This is a genomic window from Enterobacter sp. BNK-18, assembly GCF_047456135.1.
Classification (GTDB): domain Bacteria; phylum Pseudomonadota; class Gammaproteobacteria; order Enterobacterales; family Enterobacteriaceae; genus Enterobacter; species Enterobacter ludwigii.
In genome coordinates, this window is sequence record NZ_CP179899.1 from 2,841,263 (window position 1) to 2,860,401 (window position 19,139).

Genomic DNA, 19,139 nt, shown 5'->3' on the forward strand with positions numbered 1-19,139 from the left:
GAAATTTAATCACAAAATAGTAGTCCTTTCTCGTATGCACTACGTTGCGGCAACAGAGCCGTTTTAGTTAATGATAAAAATTGTGCTTTCCGGTACTATGCGGCGGTTTTTTCCGCATTACTGAGAGCAATAATGTCCACCACACTGTTTAAAGATTTCACCTTCGAAGCCGCCCACCACCTTCCGCATGTTCCTGAAGGGCATAAATGTGGCCGTCTGCACGGGCACTCGTTTATGGTGCGTCTTGAGATAACCGGTGACGTCGATCCGCATACCGGTTGGATCATGGACTTTGCCGAGCTGAAGGCGGCATTCAAACCGACCTACGATCGTCTGGATCACTACTATCTGAATGATATCCCGGGTCTTGAAAACCCGACCAGTGAAGTGCTGGCTAAATGGATTTGGGATCAGATGAAACCGCAGGTGCCTCTGCTGAGCGCGGTGATGATCAAAGAGACCTGCACCGCGGGCTGTATCTATCGCGGTGAGTAAAAAAAGCCCGGAATATCCGGGCTTTTTTTTAGGCGATGTTCAGGTACTTGTGCGTCTGCATCGACAGCCGCCAGTTGCGGGCAATACAGGTTTCAATACACAGGCGCGTGGCATCCTCTTTCTGGCTGATAGGCTGCAGCGCGATGATCCGCTGCTTTTCATCCGTCAGCGTGGCGAGCAGTTCATCCAGCGCTTCGATATCACGCACGCGGCCAACCGGGTGTTTGATCTCATCAGCACGCTCCAGCGCCTGAGAGAGAACATCGTAGCCGCCGCGCATGTTAACTTTCGGCGAAACCGTCACCCAGGTGGTGTGAGAACAGCGCACTTCATGCGTGCCGCTGGTTTCAATCTGACAGCTGTAGCCGTTCTTTTCGAGCAGCTCGGTCAGCGGCGTCAGGTCGTGGATGCAGGGTTCACCCCCGGTAATCACCACGTGGCGCGCCGTCCAACCCTGACGGCCAATGATCGCCAGCAGATCTTCTGCACTTCCCGCGCCCCACTTATCGCTCTCTTTGGTTTTAGCCAGAATGCTAAACAGCGACACTTCCCGATCTGCGAGTTTATCCCACGTATGTTTGGTATCACACCAGGCACAGCCTACCGGGCATCCCTGTAATCGAATAAAGATGGCGGGAACGCCGGTAAAGTAACCCTCGCCTTGCAGGGTCTGGAACATCTCGTTAATCGGGTACTGCATAGTCATCTCAGTTAAGGGGATAAACGATAAGTATCGCAGATCCCCGTCAGATGGTCATGCTCCATCGGTGCTTTGAGCGCCAATCGCTGCCATAAACCGCGCAGTAATTTGCTGTGGACGGGTGATGGCCCCGCCGACAACGACCATAAAGGCACCAAGTTCCAGGCACCTCGCCGCCCGTTCAGGTGTGTCAACGTTGCCTTCGGCCACCACGGGAATGTCGACGGCAGCCAGCACCTCTTTCAGAAACGCGCAGTCATTGTCCGGTAGCGCATGGCCTGCGGTTTCTGTCGTATAACCGTAAAGCGTGGTCCCCACACAATCAAAACCCAGCGCCTGCGCCGTCACGGCCTCTTCTGTTGTGGAAATATCCGCCATCAGGCGTACCGACGGGTACCGCGTGCGGATATGCGCGACCAGCGTCGCCAGGTCTTCGCCGCCAGGGCGCTGTCGCGCAGTCGCATCCAGGGCAATGATTTCCGGAGAAACCGTCATCAGCTCATCCACTTCTTTCATCGTGGCGGTGATAAACACCTCACTATCCGGATAATCGCGTTTGATGATGCCGATAACCGGCAGAGCCACCTGCTGCTTGATGGCTTCGATGTCCACCACACTATTGGCACGGATCGCTGCCGCCCCACCCTGCGCGGCGGCCAGCGCCATTCGTGACATAATAAACGCGCTATGCAGAGGTTCATTCTCCAGCGCCTGGCAGGAGACGACCAGTTTTCCCTTCAGGTTATCCAGTACAGTTTTCATTACGATAAGATCTCTTCCACTTCGTTTTTAATAATCGTGACATGCGGCCCATAAATGACCTGAACACCGTTGCCGCGGACGATAACGCCGCGCGCGCCGGTCGCTTTCAGCGCCGATTCGTTCACTTTGCTGCCATCCTTCACCGTGACGCGAAGACGCGTCGCGCAGCAGTCCACCTCTTCGAGATTGTCTTTGCCACCTAACCCGGCGATCACCGCAACGGCACGCTCGCTCTGCGAAAAGGTCACTTCATCCGCCATCGCCTCTTTCTCACGCCCCGGCGTGGCAAAATCAAAGCGATTAATCAGATAGCGGAACGTAAAGTAGTAGAGGAAGAACCACGGCCCCCCTACCAGCGGCACGAACATCCAGTGGGTTTTGGCCTCGCCCTGGAGAATGCCGAACAGCACGAAGTCGATAAAACCGCCTGAGAAGGTTTGCCCGATAGTGATGTGTAAAATATGGGCGAGCATAAACGCCAGCCCGTCAAACAGGGCGTGAATGACGTACAGCACAGGAGCAACAAAAAGGAATGAGAACTCAATAGGTTCAGTAATCCCCGTCAGGAACGAGGTCAATGCCGCCGAAAGTAACAGCCCCGCGACGCGTTTTTTGTTCTCCGGCTTTGCCGTGTGATACATCGCGAGGCAGGCACCCAGCAGACCAAACATCATCGTGATGAAGCGTCCGGACATGAAACGCGACGTGCCTTCATAAAACAGGCGTGTTGTCGGGTCGGCAAGCTGGGCGAAGAAGATCCGCTGCGTACCTTCTACCAGCTGACCGTTAACGATCTCGCTGCCGCCAAGCGCGGTCGTCCAGAAGGGAAGATAGAAGATGTGGTGTAAACCAAACGGCCCGAGCATGCGCAAAATGAAACCGTACAGCATCGTCCCCAGATAACCGGTGGCATCCACAAGCCCGCCCAGACCGAAGATCAGCTTCTGGAAATGCGGCCAGATGACGGTCATTAATGCCCCGACAAGTATTGCCGCCAGCGAGCTGACGATCGGTACAAAACGTGAACCGCCAAAGAAACCCAGGAACTGCGGAAGCGCGATCTTATTGAACCGATGATGTAACGCGCAGGTCACAAGCCCGATGACGACGCCACCAAATACGCCGGTTTCCAGCGTCTGGATCCCCAGCGTCATTCCCTGCCCTACGGCACCCGGGTTCTCAAGTGCCAGTTTTCCGGTCAGGATCAGCAGCGCATTGATGGTGGCATTCATCACCAGAAAAGCGAGCAATGCCGCCAGCCCTGCGGTTCCTTTATCATTTTTTGCCAGCCCGACGGCGACCCCGACAGCAAACAGCACCGAGAGGTTGGCGAACACAATCGAACCGGCACTGCTCATAATGGTAAAGATGGCCTGCAGCCACGCAACATCTAAAAACGGGTAGGCCGTGAGGGTATTGGGATTTGATAACGCGCCTCCAATCCCCAGCAACAAACCCGCCGCGGGCAAGACGGCGATGGGCAACATAAATGATTTGCCAAAGCGCTGCGCTTTCTCAAACCATCCGCCAGAAGAAGCCCCACTGAACATTTGCATCATTTTTTCATCCCCTTGCGTATAGATGAAAATTTTTACCATATTAATTATTAATAGTGAAAATTATCATCAATAACCAGGAGGACGATCATACTTTTTCGAAATGACTGGCATCTTTCCCCCGCTTTCCGCCACACTAGTCGGCAGAAGAATGCATTAAGGATCTCGCATGTCAGACCATGAAAACCTGCTGCTGAAGCTACGCCAGGAAGCTTCCGGATACAGCCCAACGCAACGAAAACTGGGAGAGTTTGTCCTCAACGATCCTGCCCGGGTGCTTTACCTGACGATCACTGAGCTGGCGCGCGAAAGTCATACCAGCGAGGCCAGCGTGACGCGTCTTTGCCGCACACTGGGCTGTAAGGGGTACACGGAATTCAAAATGGCGCTTGCGCTGGACATTCAGCAGGGTCAGCCAGAGCGTCAGGCCGGCGATGAAATTGATAGCGTAGTGGAAGAGTCTGTACAGGCTCTGCAGGATACCGCCAGACTGCTCGACAGAGCACTGCTGGAAAAGGCGGCACAGGCACTGCATCAGGCGCAGTCAGTCCAGATTTATGGGGTCGCTGCCAGTGCGATCCTCGGCGAGTATCTGCATTATAAGCTGTTGCGCCTGGGCAAACCTGTGCAGCTCTTCAGCGATATGCACCGTGCAGCCATGAATGCGACCACCCTCTCTAAAGCGTCGCTGGTGGTAGCCATCTCCAGTTCAGGCTCAACGCGGGATTTACTTCACGTCGTAAAACTTGCGCGCAAACGTGGCGTCCCCGTGCTGGCGCTCAGCAATACGCCGCGTAGCCCGCTGGCGTCCCTTAGCGATATGCTTCTGGTTGCAGCCAAACCCGAGGGGCCGCTTAGCGCAGGCGCACTCAATGCCAAAGTGGGCGTTATGCTGCTGGTCGAGTTGCTTACCCACTCCCTTATTGCAATAGACGGTCATTACGGCGAGGTCAGCCAACAAACCGCCAGCGCAACGCTTCCTCTGTTGCTGTAAAAAACCTTCGCAGGCTATATATCAATAGCCTGCGAGTTCGTTATTTTAAGTGTACTTAAGCATCCGTTAAATTATTTACCGCATCAATGAATGATGTTACAAAGTATTTTTATAATTACATTTTGACTTAATATTCCCACGACACAGGAAGCACGTTTATAATATACAAATCAGTAAGTTAAAATAAATATCTTGATAAATTGAATTTTCTTCCCTCCTGCAATGTCCAATCTCATCCCCTGAATTCCTTACCTTAAAATAAGCTTAAGAAACGGTAAGGCTGGCCATTTTTTTATTTAAACGCCGTTTACTTTCGCCCGCCTACAATCCGCCTCATCAATCATAATGAGACGGTATCAATGAAAACCTTACTGATTACAGGCGTGACCGGATTTCTGGGTGGTGCAGTACTTGAAAAAATCCTGACCGGCGAAAGCGCCGTAAATTTACTTCTGCTTGCGCGCGCCAGTGACCCGCAAGGTGGGCTGGCGCGAGTGCAGGAGAATATGCGTAAGTTCAACGTGCCTGAGCATGCACTGGCCTCGCTGAGCGTGGAGAATATCCTCATTGGCGATCTCAGCCAGCCGGAAGCCTTCCTGAACGATCCGCGCCTTGAACAGGTGACGCATGTCGTTAACTGCGCGGCCGTCGCGTCATTTGGCAACAACCCGCTTATCTGGAAGGTGAACGTCGAGGGAACCCTGGCGCTGGCGCGCCGCATGGAACGGGTGTCGACCCTACAGCGCTTCCTGCACGTTGGCACGGCGATGTCCTGCACGCCGGAGCAGGATTCGCTGGTCGCCGAAAGTGCAGAATTCAGAGAGAACGCCGAGCATCTGGTGGAATATACCTATTCGAAATCCACCATTGAACAGCTGATGCGCCAGCACTGTCCTGACCTGCCGCTGCTCATCGCCCGCCCGTCTATCGTCGTCGGCCATACCCGTCACGGCTGCACACCTTCAAGCAGTATTTTCTGGGTCTTTAGCATGGGGTTAATGCTGCAAAAATTCATGTGTTCGATGGAAGACAAAATCGATGTCGTTCCGGTGGACTATTGTGCCGACGCGCTGTTAATGCTGCTTACCAGTGATGCACGTTCAGGGGAAGTGGTACATATTTCTGCCGGAGAAGAGAACAGCGTTCGCTTTGCTGATATTGATAAGGCAATGGCGCAGGCGCTGGAGAAAGCCCCTGTCGGAGATCGATACGCTCAGGTGAGTTACGAAACGCTGGTCAGAATGCGCCGCGAACTGAAGGATATTTTTGGGCCGTGCAACGAGCGCCTGATGCTGAAAGCAATGCGTTTATACGGTGCTTTTGCCACACTCAACGTGCGCTTCAGCAATGATAAGCTGCTTAGCATGGGCATGCCTAAGCCACCTCGCTTTACGGACTATATTGCCCGCTGCGTGCAAACCACTCAGGGGCTGACCATTCCGGAACAAATGGCGGTCGATTTTAAATAGCCAAAAAAAATGCCAGTCTTACGACTGGCATTTTCATTTTAAGGCTTAGCGATTATGCCTGGCCTTTGATCTCTTTACGACCGTTGTATGGTGCTTTTTCGCCCAGTGCTTCTTCGATACGAATCAGCTGGTTGTATTTAGCAACACGGTCAGAACGGCTCATAGAACCGGTCTTGATCTGGCCAGCCGCGGTACCAACAGCCAGGTCAGCGATGGTAGCGTCTTCAGTTTCGCCAGAACGGTGAGAGATAACAGCGGTGTAGCCAGCGTCTTTCGCCATTTTGATCGCAGCCAGCGTTTCGGTCAGAGAACCGATCTGGTTGAATTTGATCAGGATGGAGTTAACGATGCCTTTCTCGATGCCTTCTTTCAGGATCTTGGTGTTGGTTACGAACAGGTCGTCACCCACCAGCTGGATTTTGTCGCCCAGTACTTTAGTCTGGTATGCGAAGCCATCCCAGTCAGACTCGTCCAGACCGTCTTCGATAGAAACGATTGGGTACTGTTTGGTCAGGTCTTCCAGGAAGTGAGTGAACTCTTCAGAGGTGAACGCTTTGTTGCCTTCGCCAGCCAGAACGTATTTACCGTCTTTGTAGAATTCAGACGCTGCACAGTCCATTGCCAGAGTGATGTCTTTGCCCAGCTCGTAGCCTGCTGCTTTAACCGCTTCAGCGATAACAGCCAGTGCTTCTGCGTTAGAACCCAGGTTTGGCGCATAGCCACCTTCGTCACCAACAGCCGTGTTCATACCTTTAGCTTTCAGAACTTTAGCCAGGTTGTGGAACACTTCAGAACCCATACGTACTGCTTCTTTCAGGGATTTCGCGCCAACTGGCTGAATCATAAATTCCTGAATATCAACGTTGTTGTCTGCGTGCTCACCACCGTTGATGATGTTCATCATCGGTACAGGCATGGAGTATTTGCCTGGAGTGCCGTTCAGTTCAGCGATGTGTTCGAACAGTGGCATACCTTTAGCAGCCGCTGCAGCTTTGGCGTTCGCCAGGGAAACGGCCAGGATTGCGTTAGCACCGAAGTTAGATTTGTTTTCAGTACCGTCCAGATCGATCATGATCTTGTCGATGCCAGCCTGGTCTTTAGCGTCTTTGCCAATGATTGCCTGAGCAATAGGGCCGTTTACGGCGCCAACAGCTTTCAGTACGCCTTTGCCCATGAAACGGGATTTGTCGCCATCGCGCAGTTCCAGCGCTTCGCGGGAACCAGTAGAAGCACCTGACGGAGCAGCTGCCATACCGACGAAACCACCTTCCAGGTGAACTTCGGCTTCAACGGTCGGGTTACCACGGGAGTCGATGATTTCACGACCGATGACTTTAACGATTTTGGACATTAGATTTTCCTCAGTACAAGTTAAACTAAAACTCCAGACAAACAACGCGTACCAGAGGTACGCGTTGCCGTTCTAACTTTTTTTACTTCGCCTGGCGCTTCTGGTAATCGCTGGCGGCTTTCACAAAGCCTGCAAACAGCGGATGCCCGTCACGTGGCGTTGAAGTAAATTCCGGGTGGAACTGGCAGGCGACAAACCACGGATGGTTTGGCACTTCGATGATCTCGACTAACTGATCATCCCCGGAGCGGCCCGCAACACGCAGACCCGCAGCTTCAATTTGTTTCAACAACATGTTGTTGACTTCATAGCGGTGACGATGACGTTCGGTGATAACCGGCTCGCCATACAACTTGCGAACGACGCTATCGTCAGACAGCTGGCAGGCCTGTGCGCCAAGACGCATCGTGCCACCCAGGTCGCTCTTCTCGGTACGGACTTCGACGTTACCTTCTTCGTCGCGCCATTCAGTGATAAGCGCCACGACAGGGTACTTACAGTCTGGCACAAATTCCGTAGAGTTCGCGTTTTCCATTCCCGCTACGTTGCGCGCAAATTCGATCAGCGCAACCTGCATACCCAGGCAGATACCGAGGTATGGAATATTGTTTTCACGCGCATAGCGTGCGGTGGCGATCTTGCCTTCTACACCACGGTAGCCGAAGCCGCCAGGGATAAGGATCGCATCCAGATCTTTCAGAATTTCAACGCCACGCGTTTCAACATCCTGCGAATCAATCAGCTTGATGTTAACGGAGACGCGGTTCTTCAGACCACCGTGTTTCAGCGCTTCGATAACTGACTTATAGGCATCTGGCAGTTCAATGTACTTGCCAACCATGCCGATAGTCACTTCGCCAGCCGGATTCGCTTCTTCGTAAATAACCTGTTCCCATTCAGACAGGTTAGCTTCCGGACAGTTCAAGCTGAATCGTTTACAAATATAATCGTCCAGGCCCTGTGATTTCAACAGGCCCGGGATTTTATAAATGGAATCGACATCTTTCATTGAAATAACGGCTTTTTCCGGCACGTTACAGAACAATGCAATTTTCGCGCGTTCGTTCGCCGGAACCGCGCGATCGGAACGGCAAACCAGGATGTCTGGCTGAATACCGATGGAGAGCAACTCTTTAACGGAGTGCTGAGTAGGTTTGGTTTTCACTTCACCTGCGGCTGCCATGTAAGGCACCAGCGTCAGGTGCATGAACAGCGCGTTTTCACGGCCAATATCAACCGCCAGCTGACGAATCGCTTCCAGGAATGGCAGGGATTCGATATCACCCACGGTACCGCCGATTTCAACCAGCACCACGTCGTGGCCTTCGCCGCCCGCAATAATGCGTTCTTTGATAGCGTTAGTGATGTGTGGGATAACCTGAACGGTAGCACCAAGATAATCACCACGGCGCTCTTTACGCAGAACGTCGGAGTAGATGCGGCCTGTCGTGAAGTTGTTACGACGGGTCATTTTAGTGCGGATGAAACGCTCGTAGTGGCCAAGATCCAGATCGGTTTCAGCGCCGTCTTCAGTAACGAACACTTCCCCGTGTTGGATTGGACTCATGGTACCCGGATCGACGTTGATGTACGGATCCAGTTTCATCATGGTCACATTGAGGCCACGGGCTTCAAGAATGGCTGCGAGGGAGGCTGCGGCAATGCCTTTACCCAGAGAGGATACGACCCCGCCGGTCACAAAAATATAGTTCGTTGTCATGCTGAACCTGAGAAGTTAGGGTGAAACGATGGAATAACCAGGACGGGAAAGTAGTATACCCGAACACGGCGAGCGCCACAAACTTTCATTCTCCGTCTCCTGTCCAGCCAATGACAAACATAAGGAGTGAGAAAATAGCCCCTTTTGGGTAAATGTTTTTGACGCAAATCAAGCGCTTGTCATTTAAAAAATCACACAAATTGCGCTTGATCGCAAAATTTCGTTAGAGATCAGTTTCCTGGCGTTTTACTTCTTGCCAGACTTTTTCCATCGCATCGAGGTCAATTCCGCTCATTTCCAGGCCGCGCGAGGCCACAATCCGCTCAACTTCGCGAAAGCGTCTTTCGAACTTAATGTTGGCTTTTTGCAGGGCGGTTTCCGCTTTTACACCCAGATGGCGAGAAAGGTTGACGGTCGCAAACAGCAAATCGCCCATCTCTTCTTCAAGCTTTGCTTCATCTACCACGGCCTGTTGCGCTTCGTGCATCACTTCGTCGATCTCTTCATGCACTTTTTCCAGCACCGGGCCAAGAGACGTCCAGTCAAAGCCAACCGCGGAGCAGCGTTTCTGAATTTTATGCGCCCGCATCAGCGCAGGCAGGTTCAGGGGAATGTCATCCAGTGCCGAGTGCTGGGATTTCTCCGCGCGCTCGGCGCTTTTAATCTGTTCCCAGCGCTCCAGCACTTCCGCGCTATCGCCTGCGGTGGCATCGCTAAAGATATGCGGATGACGGCGTTCCAGTTTGTCGCTGATGGCAGCGCAGATGTCATCGAAGTTAAAACGCCCCTCTTCCTGCGCCATTTGCGCATAGAACACCACCTGGAACAGCAGGTCACCCAGTTCGCCACGCAGGTCATCAAAATCCTCGCGTGAAATGGCGTCCAGCACTTCATAGGTCTCTTCGAGGGTGTACGGGGCGATGGTGGCGAAAGTCTGCTCTTTGTCCCACGGGCAGCCGTTTTCAGGATCGCGCAGGCGTTTCATGATGCCAAGCAGGCGGTCAATTTGGGTCATAATTCTGTCCTGATTAAAAATAAATGCCGGGTAAAGGCTACGCCTTACCCGGCTTACAGAAAGGTGGGCTTACCCGCCGTGCAGACGACGTGCGTCAATCACATCCGGGACCTGGTTCAGTTTGCCAAGCACGCGGCCCAGCACCTGCAGGTTGTAGATTTCGATGGTCATATCGATGGTGGCAAGCTGCTCGCGCGTATCGCTGCGGCTGGCCACGCCCAGCACGTTGACCTTCTCGTTCGCGAGAATGGTCGTAATATCACGCAGCAGGCCGCTACGGTCGTTTGCGGTGACGCGAACCACCAGCGAGTACCCCGCCGAGTAGCTCTCGCCCCAGACCGCTTCCACAATACGTTCCGGTGCATGCGACTGCAGCTCGGCAAGCTGGTCGCAGTCTGAACGGTGAATGGAAATCCCGCGTCCCTGAGTGATAAAGCCAACGATATCATCACCCGGGATTGGCTGGCAGCAGCGGGCAATGTGATGCATCAGATTACCCACCCCTTCCACCACAACGCGGCCATTGTCTTTGCTGCGCTGTTGTGGCGCATAGGTTTTCTGCTGCAGCTGCTTCAGCGCCGCCGCATCCTGCTCCGCCGCGCTTGGCTTGTTGAACTGCGCCTGCAGGAAGTTCACCATCTGATTAAGACGGATATCACCGCCGCCAATCGCCGCCAGCAGTTCATCCAGCTCGTTGAAGTTGTAGCGCGGCAGCAGGAATTTCTCGGCCTCTTTCAGGCTTATGCCGATATGTTCCAGCTCGTCGTCGAGGATCTGGCGACCGGCAAGAATGTTCTTGTCACGATCCTGCTTACGGAACCAGGCGTGAATTTTTGAGCGCCCGCGGCTGGTGGTGACATAACCCAGGTTCGGGTTAAGCCAGTCACGGCTCGGGTTAGGCTGCTTCTGCGTGATGATTTCAATCTGGTCGCCCATCTGCAGCTGATAGGTAAACGGTACGATACGCCCGCCGATTTTCGCCCCGATACAGCGGTGCCCCACATCACTGTGGATGTGATAGGCAAAGTCCAGCGGCGTGGAGCCTGCTGGCAGGTCGACCACGTCACCTTTCGGCGTAAAGACGTAGACCCGGTCGTCAAAGACCTGGCTTCGCACTTCATCCAGCATTTCGCCGGAATCCGCCATCTCTTCCTGCCACGCAATCAGCTTACGCAGCCAGGCAATGCGGTCTTCATGACCAGAGCGCACGCCACCTGACGTCCCCTCTTTGTATTTCCAGTGCGCCGCGACGCCAAGCTCAGCGTCCTCGTGCATCTGTTTGGTACGAATTTGAATCTCGACCGTTTTGCCGCCAGGCCCCAGCACCACGGTATGAATAGACTGATAGCCGTTAGGTTTCGGATTCGCGACATAGTCATCGAACTCATCTGGCAGATGGCGGAAGTGAGTATGTACTATCCCTAACGCGGCGTAGCAATCCTGCAGACGCTCCGCAACGATGCGCACGGCGCGCACGTCAAACAGCTCATCAAAGGCGAGATGTTTCTTCTGCATTTTGCGCCAGATGCTGTAGATGTGCTTGGGTCGACCATAGACTTCAGCCCGCACATTCTCTTCTTTCATCGACTGGCGCAATCCGCTGACGAACTCCTCAATATAGTGCTCGCGGTCAATGCGGCGCTCGTGCAGGAGTTTTGCAATCCGCTTATATTCTGCCGGGTGCAGGTAACGGAAGCAGTAATCCTCCAACTCCCATTTCAGTTGACCAATCCCTAAGCGGTTCGCCAGCGGTGCATAGATGTTCGTACACTCTTTCGCGGCCAGTACGCGCTCGTCTTCCGGCGCATCTTTTACTTCGCGCAGGTGGGCAACGCGTTCAGCGAGCTTGATGACCACGCAGCGGAAATCGTCCACCATGGCCAGCAGCATCCGGCGAACGTTATCAACTTGCTCAGAGGAGACGGAATCGGTATGTGCGGCTTTGAGCTGGCGGATTGCCGCCATATCCCGTACGCCGTGGATCAACGCCACGACGGATTGCCCGACGCTGTCGCGCAGCACGTCTTCAGTGACGACATCCGCATCGGCAAGCGGGAACAAAAGCGCGGCCTGCAGCGTTTCGATATCCATGTTCAGCATGGATAAGATTTCAACCATCTCCACGCCGCGCCACAATAACAGTTCGGCGTCAGGATGCCCCAGAGTGGTGCGCTGACAGTAGGCCCAGGTTTCGGTTAAGCGTTCACACGACTGCTGGCTGGAAATCCCCAGACTTGCTATCCATTTTTGTGGGTCAAACTCCCCAGCTTTATTAAGATGTGCACTTCTTACCGCAACCATTGTCCTCTCCTTTAGGGACCAGGGCCTGTCGAAGTCGACAAGCCAAACTAATTAGATGTGCTCAAACAACACCATCGATTCCAGATGCCCAGTGTGCGGGAACATGTCCAGCATTGCCAGACGCTGAATCTGGTAACCCGCACGGATTAATGCCTCACTGTCTCGGGCAAGCGTTGCCGGGTTACAGGAAACATAGACCACGCGCCTGGGCGCGAGTTTAATTATATGTTGCATTACTCCCGGTGCACCTGAGCGCGCCGGGTCGAGAAGAATTTTGTCAAACCCCTGCGTCGCCCACGGCTGCTGTGTCACATCTTCCTCAAGATTTTGGTGAAAGAATGTCACATTTTGCAAGCCGTTCTGTCGTGCGTTCTCCTGCCCTTTAGCTACCAGCGCCTCAACGCCTTCGACACCCACAACGCTTGCCGCCTGCCGGGCCAAAGGCAGCGTGAAATTGCCCATTCCGCAAAACAGGTCAAGTACCCGATCGCTCTTCTGCACATCCAGCCACATCAGCGCTTTCTCAATCATTTGCTGATTGACGCCATCATTTACCTGAATGAAATCTCGCGGACTGAACGTTAAGCGTAGCCCGTTTGACGCATACCAGGGCGCTTCACCTGTCAGTTGCTCAAGTATCTCGCTTTGTGGGGCAAGGAAAAGCGCCAGCTCGTGGGAATGCGAAAAGCGTTCCAGTTTTTCGCGATCTTTTTTCGACAGCGGCGCGGTGTGGCGCAGCACCATCAGCGGGCCATTGTTGGCCATGACCAGTTCGACGTGCCCGAGGTGACGAACGCCGTCCAGTCCGCAGAGGCAGGCGTGCACGTCAGGAAGCAATGCCTCAAGACGGGGCACCAAAATGGGGCACTGCCTGATATCGACGATATCGCTGGAGCTGGCTTTGCGAAACCCCATCTCCAGCCGCTCAGTTTTTGGCTGATAGCTCAGGCTCAAACGCGCGCGACGACGATAGCCCCAGGGCTGGTCGGCGATGATCTCGTTGACGTCGTGCTTAAGCAGGCGGGCCAGGGCGCTGCTTTTACTTTTTTGCTGTAATTCTGTGCTGACATGCTGTTGCTGGCAGCCACCGCAGACGCCAAAATGCGGGCAGCGAGGCTTCACGCGGTCCGGGCTATCGTTATGACGCTGCTTAACCTGCCCGCGTGCAAACTGGCGTTTATCTTCCGTCAGCGTAATTTCTGCTCGTTCTGTTGGCAGTAAACCTGTTATAAACAGTGTCTTACCATTGTGACGCGCAACCCCCTGGCCAAAGGGATCGAGGTCAGTGGCTTCAACAGTTATGATCTGACGCGTCGTCACGCGTCGCTTTGCAGAGTAGAATTGCGCCATCGCCGAGATTTTTCTCACATAAACATAATTATCCTAATTGTCCCATAACGGAACGCCATGACCAACTACAGCCTGCGCGCGCGCATGATGATTTTGATCCTCGCCCCCACCGTTCTCATCGGTTTGCTGCTGAGTATCTTTTTTGTGGTGCACCGCTATAACGATTTGCAGCGGCAACTGGAAGATGCCGGTGCCAGCATTATCGAACCGCTGGCCGTCTCCAGTGAGTATGGGATGAACCTGCAAAACCGCGAATCGATAGGTCAGTTAATCAGCGTGCTGCACCGCCGTCATTCGGATATCGTGCGTGCCATCTCCGTTTACGACGAGCATAACCGCCTCTTTGTCACCTCGAATTTTCATCTGGATCCAGCGGCCCTGAAAATTCCTGACGGTACGCCCTTCCCGCGCCACCTCACCGTGCTGCGACGCGGCGATATCATGATCCTGCGCACCCCGATTATTTCGGAAAGCTATTCACCCGATGAATCCGCCCAATCTGACGCCAAATCCAGCGACAATATGCTCGGATATGTGGCGCTGGAGCTGGATCTCAAGTCGGTGCGTCTGCAGCAGTACAAAGAAATTTTCATCTCCGGCGTTATGATGCTGTTCTGTATCGGGATTGCACTTATCTTCGGCTGGCGCCTGATGCGTGACGTGACGGGGCCCATTCGCAACATGGTTAACACCGTCGACCGCATTCGCCGGGGCCAGCTCGACAGCCGGGTGGAAGGGTTTATGCTGGGCGAGCTCGATATGCTCAAAAACGGCATTAACTCGATGGCGATGTCGCTGGCAGCGTATCACGAAGAGATGCAGCACAACGTCGACCAGGCGACCTCTGACCTGCGCGAAACCCTGGAGCAGATGGAGATTCAGAACGTTGAGCTGGATCTGGCGAAAAAACGCGCGCAGGAAGCCGCACGTATCAAATCCGAGTTCCTCGCGAATATGTCCCACGAGCTGCGTACGCCGCTCAATGGCGTGATTGGCTTTACCCGTCTGACGCTTAAAAGCGAACTGAACCCAACCCAGCGCGATCATCTGCACACCATTGAGCGCTCGGCCAACAACCTGCTGGCGATCATTAACGACGTGCTGGACTTCTCCAAGCTGGAAGCCGGCAAGCTGATCCTGGAGAGCATCCCGTTCCCGCTGCGCAGCACGCTCGATGAAGTGGTGACGCTGCTCGCACACTCGTCGCACGATAAAGGCCTGGAGCTGACGCTCAACATTAAAAATGACGTGCCGGATAACGTCATTGGCGACCCGCTGCGCCTGCAGCAGGTGATTACAAACCTTGTCGGTAACGCCATCAAATTCACCGAAAGCGGCAACATTGATATTCTGGTGGAAAAGCGCTCCATCAGTAATAACAAGGTTCAGATTGAAGTTCAGATCCGCGATACCGGCATCGGTATTCCGGAGCGGGATCAGTCCCGTCTGTTCCAGGCGTTTCGTCAGGCCGATGCAAGTATTTCCAGACGTCATGGCGGCACGGGGCTGGGTCTGGTTATCACACAGAAACTGGTTAAGGAGATGGGTGGAGATATCTCTTTCCACAGCCAGCCAAACCGGGGCTCCACGTTCTGGTTCCATATCAATCTGGACCTTAACCCGAACGTGCTGACCGACGGTCCGGTAACCAATTGCCTGAAAGGAATGCGCCTTGCCTACGTTGAGCCGAACGCCGCAGCGGCGCAGTGTACGCTTGATATCTTAAGCACCACGCCGCTGGAGGTGATCTACAGTCCTACCTTCTCAGCGCTTGCCGTTGAGCATTACGACATCCTGCTGTTGGGGGTCCCGGTCACCTTTACCGGCGAGCTCACCATGCAACAGGAACGTCTGGCGAAAGCCGCATCGATGACCGACTACCTGCTGCTGGCCCTGCCGTGTCATGCCCAGATCAATGCGGAAGAGTTAAAAAATGACGGGGCCGCCGCCTGCCTGCTTAAGCCACTTACCGCGACCCGCCTGCTGCCAGCACTGACGGAATACTGTCGTCTGAGCCAGCACGCCCTGCCGCTGATTGACGATGAACAAAAATTGCCGATGAGCGTAATGGCGGTGGATGATAATCCGGCCAACCTGAAGCTGATTGGCGTGTTGCTTGAAGATCAGGTTCAGCACGTAGAGCTGTGTACCAGCGGTGCGCAGGCGGTTGAGCATGCGAAACAGATGCAGTTCGATTTAATTCTGATGGATATTCAAATGCCCGGCATGGATGGCATTCGTGCCTGCGAGCTGATCCGTCAGCTCCCGCATCAGCAGCAAACGCCGGTGATTGCGGTCACCGCCCACGCGATGGCCGGTCAGAAAGAGAAGCTGCTGAGCGCCGGAATGAATGATTATCTGGCCAAACCTATCGACGAAGAGAAGCTGCACAGCCTGCTGTTACGCTATAAGCCGGGGCATATTGGCGGAACGTACACGGTATCGTCCGAACCGGTGGAAATCAGCGTCAATCAAAACGCCACCTTTGACTGGCAGCTTGCGCTGCGCCAGGCGGCGGGTAAGCCTGATTTGGCCCGCGATATGCTGCAAATGCTGGTCGCGTTTCTGCCGGAAATTCGTAATAAGGTCGAAGAGCAGCTGGTGGGTGAAAACCCGGAAGATCTGCTGGAAGCCATTCATAAGCTGCACGGTAGCTGCGGCTACAGCGGTGTGCCGCGGCTGAAGAATCTCTGCCAGCTGCTGGAGCAACAGCTTCGCGCGGGCACGCCGGAAACAGATCTTGAACCGGAATTTCTGGAGCTGCTGGACGAGATGGATAATGTGACGCGGGAAGCCATGAAGGTGTTAGGTAACTAGCGTTGCCCTCTCCCGCCGGGAGAGGGCAAACAGGATTGCCCGCCGTTCAGAGCCTGAACGCCTGCCCCACTTTCAGCACTGCAGCGATATTGCGTGCGGCCATCCGCACATTGTCGCTGGCATTTTCCAGCGCGTCCTCCAGCGAACAGATGGTATAAATCACGCTGAATACCGCGTCGATGCCGTGATTATGTACCACCCCGACATCCGCCGTCAGGCTACCCGCAATACCGATGACCGGTTTATTAAAGCGTTTAGCCACCTTCGCGACGCCCACCGGCACTTTGCCGTGGATCGTCTGACTGTCGATGCGCCCTTCTCCCGTAATCACCAGATCGGCGTTAGCCACCTGCTCTGCCAGATGCAGCGCGTCGGTGACAATCTCAATCCCCTGACGAAGCTGCGCACCGCAGAAAGCGTAGAGTGCCGCCCCCATCCCACCCGCCGCACCGCCGCCGGCAAGGTTGATGACGTCGATATCCAGATCCCGGGCAATGACCTGCGCGTAATGCGCCAGGGCATTATCCAGGGTCACAATCATCTCCGGCGTGGCGCCTTTTTGCGGGCCAAAGACCGCGGATGCCCCTTCGTCGCCGGTGAGCGGATTAGTGACGTCACAGGCGACTTCAATCCGGCACTCCGCCAGACGTTTATCCAGCCCGCTCAGGTCGATACGGGCCAGTTTTGCCAGCTCGCCGCCCCCCTGTCCAAGGGGCTGCTCGTTGGTATCCAGCAGCTTTACCCCCAGCGCCTGCACCATGCCGGCACCGCCGTCATTGGTGGCACTGCCGCCAATACCAATAATAATATGCTTAACTCCCGCATCCAGCGCGTGCCGGATAAGCTCGCCGGTCCCCCAGGAGGTGGTAAGAAGGGGATTGCGTTGCGAAGGCGCGACCAGCTCCAGACCGCTTGCCGCCGCCATTTCAATAAACGCGCTCTGTTCGTCACCGGAGATGCCATAGAACCCGTCCACAGGCTCACCCAGCGGGCCTGAGACAGAAGCATGGACAATGCGCCCCTGCGTCGCCGCCACCATAGCTTCTACGGTACCTTCTCCACCATCGGCGACCGGCAATTTCACAAAGTCGGCCGCGGGGAAAATCTCGCGAAAACCCTGCTCAATCGCGGTGGCTACCTCAAGGGCGCTCAGGCTTTCCTTATACGAATCCGGTGCGATAACAATCTTCATAAGCCATCCTTACGCATAGTCATTACGTTAAGCATACACCACGTAAACGACCGCTCATGGGAGCGGTCCCAATGCGTTTATCGTACCATGCACGGACGTTTATTGTCGAATTTCCAGTCAGGTATCAAATATTGCATGGCCATCGCATCGTCGCGTGCCCCCAGACCATGTTTTTGATACAGCTCGTGGGCTTTCATCACCTGATCCATATCCAGCTCAATGCCCAGACCCGGCGTGGTTGGCACCTGCACCATGCCTCCTTTGATCTCAAACGGCTCTCTGGTCAGACGCTGATTACCTTCCTGCCAGATCCAGTGGGTATCGATAGCAGTGATCGTGCCCGGTGCGGCAGCGGCCACGTGGGTGAACATCGCCAGCGAGACATCAAAGTGGTTATTGGAGTGCGAGCCCCAGGTCAGGCCAAATTCATGGCACATCTGTGCCACACGCACCGACCCCTGCATCGTCCAGAAGTGGGGGTCTGCCAGCGGAATATCGACAGACTGTAACGACAGGGTGTGCCCCATCTGACGCCAGTCAGTGGCAATCATATTGGTCGCGGTGGGTAAACCGGTGGCGCGACGGAATTCCGCCATCACTTCACGGCCCGAGAAGCCCTGCTCAGCCCCGCACGGATCTTCCGCGTACGCCAGCACGCCTTTCAGTTGTTTACCAATGCGGATAGCTTCATCCAGAGACCAGGCACCGTTCGGGTCGAGCGTGACGCGCGCCTGCGGGAAACGTTTTGCCAGTGCGGTAATGGCTTCCGCCTCCTGTTCACCCGCAAGCACGCCGCCCTTAAGTTTGAAATCGTTGAAGCCATATTTTTCGTACGCGGCTTCCGCCAGGCGCACCACCGCATCCGGGGTCATCGCTTCTTCGTGGCGGAGTCGGTACCAGTCACATTGTTCATCCGCCTGGTTCTGGTACGGCAGCGGCGTCAGCGTGCGGTCGCCAACGAAGAACAGATAGCCCAGCATTTCCACTTCACTGCGCTGCTGGCCTTCGCCCAGCAGCGACGCAACGTTAACGCCCAGGTGTTGGCCCAGCAGATCCAGCATCGCGGCTTCGATACCGGTGACCACGTGAATGGTGGTTCGCAGGTCGAAGGTTTGCAGACCACGACCGCCGGCATCACGGTCAGCGAAGGTGCTCCGCACGGTATTGAGGATATTTTTATATTCGCCCAGCGTTTTTCCCACCACCAGCGGAGCGGCCTCTTCCAGCGTTTTGCGGATCTTCTCACCACCGGGGATTTCACCCACGCCGGTATGCCCGGAGTTATCGTTGATAATGACAATATTGCGGGTGAAAAACGGCGCATGCGCTCCGCTCAGGTTCATCAACATGCTGTCATGGCCGGCGACCGGAATGATCTGCATGGCAGTGACTACAGGGGTAGTAAAAGTACTCATCG

General features: G+C 54.6%; 14 protein-coding genes. 4 read left to right on the plus strand and 10 right to left on the minus strand.

The genetic code is table 11. The features are described 5' to 3' along the window. Window positions 1-132 precede the first annotated feature (132 nt). Window positions 133-495 carry a 6-carboxytetrahydropterin synthase QueD gene (gene queD, locus ACMGG3_RS13655; protein ID WP_014171404.1) on the plus strand — a complete coding sequence of 121 codons (363 nt, stop codon included), beginning with the start codon at window positions 133-135 and terminating at the stop codon, window positions 493-495. Window positions 496-523: 28 nt separating this feature from the next. On the opposite strand, the gene queE is transcribed toward queD, so the two are convergent. Genes queE through ACMGG3_RS13670 form a run of 3 tightly spaced genes read right to left on the minus strand, consistent with a single transcriptional unit; the run spans window position 524 to window position 3,516 of the window. Then, window positions 524-1,195 (minus strand): 7-carboxy-7-deazaguanine synthase QueE, encoded by a 672-nt coding sequence (gene queE / locus ACMGG3_RS13660; RefSeq protein ID WP_020883810.1) that lies wholly within the window; start codon window positions 1,193-1,195, stop codon window positions 524-526. A gap of 54 nt (window positions 1,196-1,249) precedes the next feature. Further along, complete coding sequence (locus ACMGG3_RS13665) at window positions 1,250-1,957, minus strand: N-acetylmannosamine-6-phosphate 2-epimerase (RefSeq protein WP_025203360.1); 708 nt, start codon at window positions 1,955-1,957, stop codon at window positions 1,250-1,252. Continuing rightward, the gene (locus ACMGG3_RS13670) at window positions 1,957-3,516 is read right to left on the minus strand and encodes a maltose/glucose-specific PTS transporter subunit IIC (RefSeq protein WP_414149248.1); all 1,560 of its coding nucleotides are present in this window, start codon (window positions 3,514-3,516) and stop codon (window positions 1,957-1,959) included. Before ACMGG3_RS13670 ends, ACMGG3_RS13665 begins: the two co-directional genes overlap by 1 nt. Window positions 3,517-3,682: 166 nt before the next feature. On the opposite strand from ACMGG3_RS13670, the gene ACMGG3_RS13675 reads away from it, so the two are divergent. Both ACMGG3_RS13675 and ACMGG3_RS13680 read left to right on the plus strand, forming a co-directional pair. Further along, the gene (locus ACMGG3_RS13675; protein WP_020883807.1) at window positions 3,683-4,507 is read left to right on the plus strand and encodes a MurR/RpiR family transcriptional regulator; all 825 of its coding nucleotides are present in this window, start codon (window positions 3,683-3,685) and stop codon (window positions 4,505-4,507) included. 359 nt (window positions 4,508-4,866) lie between these two features. Next, window positions 4,867-5,976: an SDR family oxidoreductase gene (locus ACMGG3_RS13680; RefSeq protein WP_044857973.1), complete on the plus strand. Its 1,110-nt coding sequence runs from the start codon at window positions 4,867-4,869 to the stop codon at window positions 5,974-5,976. Window positions 5,977-6,028: 52 nt separating this feature from the next. Here ACMGG3_RS13680 and eno read toward each other — a convergent pair whose 3' ends face one another. From eno to rlmD, 5 genes are all read right to left on the minus strand, one after another. After that, window positions 6,029-7,327, minus strand: coding sequence for a phosphopyruvate hydratase (eno, locus tag ACMGG3_RS13685; protein WP_014885045.1), 1,299 nt, complete (start codon window positions 7,325-7,327; stop codon window positions 6,029-6,031). Window positions 7,328-7,409: 82 nt separating this feature from the next. Then, complete coding sequence (pyrG, locus tag ACMGG3_RS13690) at window positions 7,410-9,047, minus strand: glutamine hydrolyzing CTP synthase (protein WP_014171412.1); 1,638 nt, start codon at window positions 9,045-9,047, stop codon at window positions 7,410-7,412. A 223-nt stretch (window positions 9,048-9,270) separates the two neighbouring features. After that, entirely contained in the window at window positions 9,271-10,062 is a 792-nt protein-coding gene (gene mazG, locus ACMGG3_RS13695; protein WP_414149249.1) for a nucleoside triphosphate pyrophosphohydrolase, read from the minus strand. Between the two features lie 69 nt (window positions 10,063-10,131). Continuing rightward, window positions 10,132-12,363 (minus strand): GTP diphosphokinase, encoded by a 2,232-nt coding sequence (gene relA, locus ACMGG3_RS13700; RefSeq protein WP_014171414.1) that lies wholly within the window; start codon window positions 12,361-12,363, stop codon window positions 10,132-10,134. Window positions 12,364-12,414: 51 nt separating this feature from the next. Continuing rightward, the gene (gene rlmD, locus ACMGG3_RS13705) at window positions 12,415-13,713 is read right to left on the minus strand and encodes a 23S rRNA (uracil(1939)-C(5))-methyltransferase RlmD (protein WP_414149250.1); all 1,299 of its coding nucleotides are present in this window, start codon (window positions 13,711-13,713) and stop codon (window positions 12,415-12,417) included. 57 nt (window positions 13,714-13,770) lie between these two features. Here rlmD and barA point away from each other — a divergent pair, with 57 nt between their 5' ends. Next, window positions 13,771-16,530, plus strand: coding sequence for a two-component sensor histidine kinase BarA (gene barA, locus ACMGG3_RS13710; RefSeq protein ID WP_032678874.1), 2,760 nt, complete (start codon window positions 13,771-13,773; stop codon window positions 16,528-16,530). A gap of 46 nt (window positions 16,531-16,576) precedes the next feature. Here barA and ACMGG3_RS13715 read toward each other — a convergent pair whose 3' ends face one another. Together ACMGG3_RS13715 and gudD are read right to left on the minus strand one after the other, a co-directional pair. After that, the gene (locus ACMGG3_RS13715; protein WP_020883802.1) at window positions 16,577-17,722 is read right to left on the minus strand and encodes a glycerate kinase; all 1,146 of its coding nucleotides are present in this window, start codon (window positions 17,720-17,722) and stop codon (window positions 16,577-16,579) included. Window positions 17,723-17,799: 77 nt separating this feature from the next. Continuing rightward, a complete protein-coding gene (gene gudD / locus ACMGG3_RS13720) occupies window positions 17,800-19,137 on the minus strand; it encodes a glucarate dehydratase (protein ID WP_324284949.1) in 1,338 nt (445 codons plus the stop codon). Between the last annotated feature and the right edge of the window lie 2 nt (window positions 19,138-19,139).

Excerpts from the sequence above, each read along its gene's own strand:
- queD (WP_014171404.1), top strand. The coding sequence starts at position 133 with ATGTCCACCACACTGTTTAAAGATTTCACCTTCGAAGCCGCCCACCAC.
- queE (WP_020883810.1), bottom strand. The coding sequence starts at position 1,195 with ATGCAGTACCCGATTAACGAGATGTTCCAGACCCTGCAAGGCGAGGGT.
- ACMGG3_RS13665 (WP_025203360.1), bottom strand. The coding sequence starts at position 1,957 with ATGAAAACTGTACTGGATAACCTGAAGGGAAAACTGGTCGTCTCCTGC.
- ACMGG3_RS13670 (WP_414149248.1), bottom strand. The coding sequence starts at position 3,516 with ATGATGCAAATGTTCAGTGGGGCTTCTTCTGGCGGATGGTTTGAGAAA.
- ACMGG3_RS13675 (WP_020883807.1), top strand. The coding sequence starts at position 3,683 with ATGTCAGACCATGAAAACCTGCTGCTGAAGCTACGCCAGGAAGCTTCC.
- ACMGG3_RS13680 (WP_044857973.1), top strand. The coding sequence starts at position 4,867 with ATGAAAACCTTACTGATTACAGGCGTGACCGGATTTCTGGGTGGTGCA.
- eno (WP_014885045.1), bottom strand. The coding sequence starts at position 7,327 with ATGTCCAAAATCGTTAAAGTCATCGGTCGTGAAATCATCGACTCCCGT.
- pyrG (WP_014171412.1), bottom strand. The coding sequence starts at position 9,047 with ATGACAACGAACTATATTTTTGTGACCGGCGGGGTCGTATCCTCTCTG.
- mazG (WP_414149249.1), bottom strand. The coding sequence starts at position 10,062 with ATGACCCAAATTGACCGCCTGCTTGGCATCATGAAACGCCTGCGCGAT.
- relA (WP_014171414.1), bottom strand. The coding sequence starts at position 12,363 with ATGGTTGCGGTAAGAAGTGCACATCTTAATAAAGCTGGGGAGTTTGAC.
- rlmD (WP_414149250.1), bottom strand. The coding sequence starts at position 13,713 with ATGGCGCAATTCTACTCTGCAAAGCGACGCGTGACGACGCGTCAGATC.
- barA (WP_032678874.1), top strand. The coding sequence starts at position 13,771 with ATGACCAACTACAGCCTGCGCGCGCGCATGATGATTTTGATCCTCGCC.
- ACMGG3_RS13715 (WP_020883802.1), bottom strand. The coding sequence starts at position 17,722 with ATGAAGATTGTTATCGCACCGGATTCGTATAAGGAAAGCCTGAGCGCC.
- gudD (WP_324284949.1), bottom strand. The coding sequence starts at position 19,137 with ATGAGTACTTTTACTACCCCTGTAGTCACTGCCATGCAGATCATTCCG.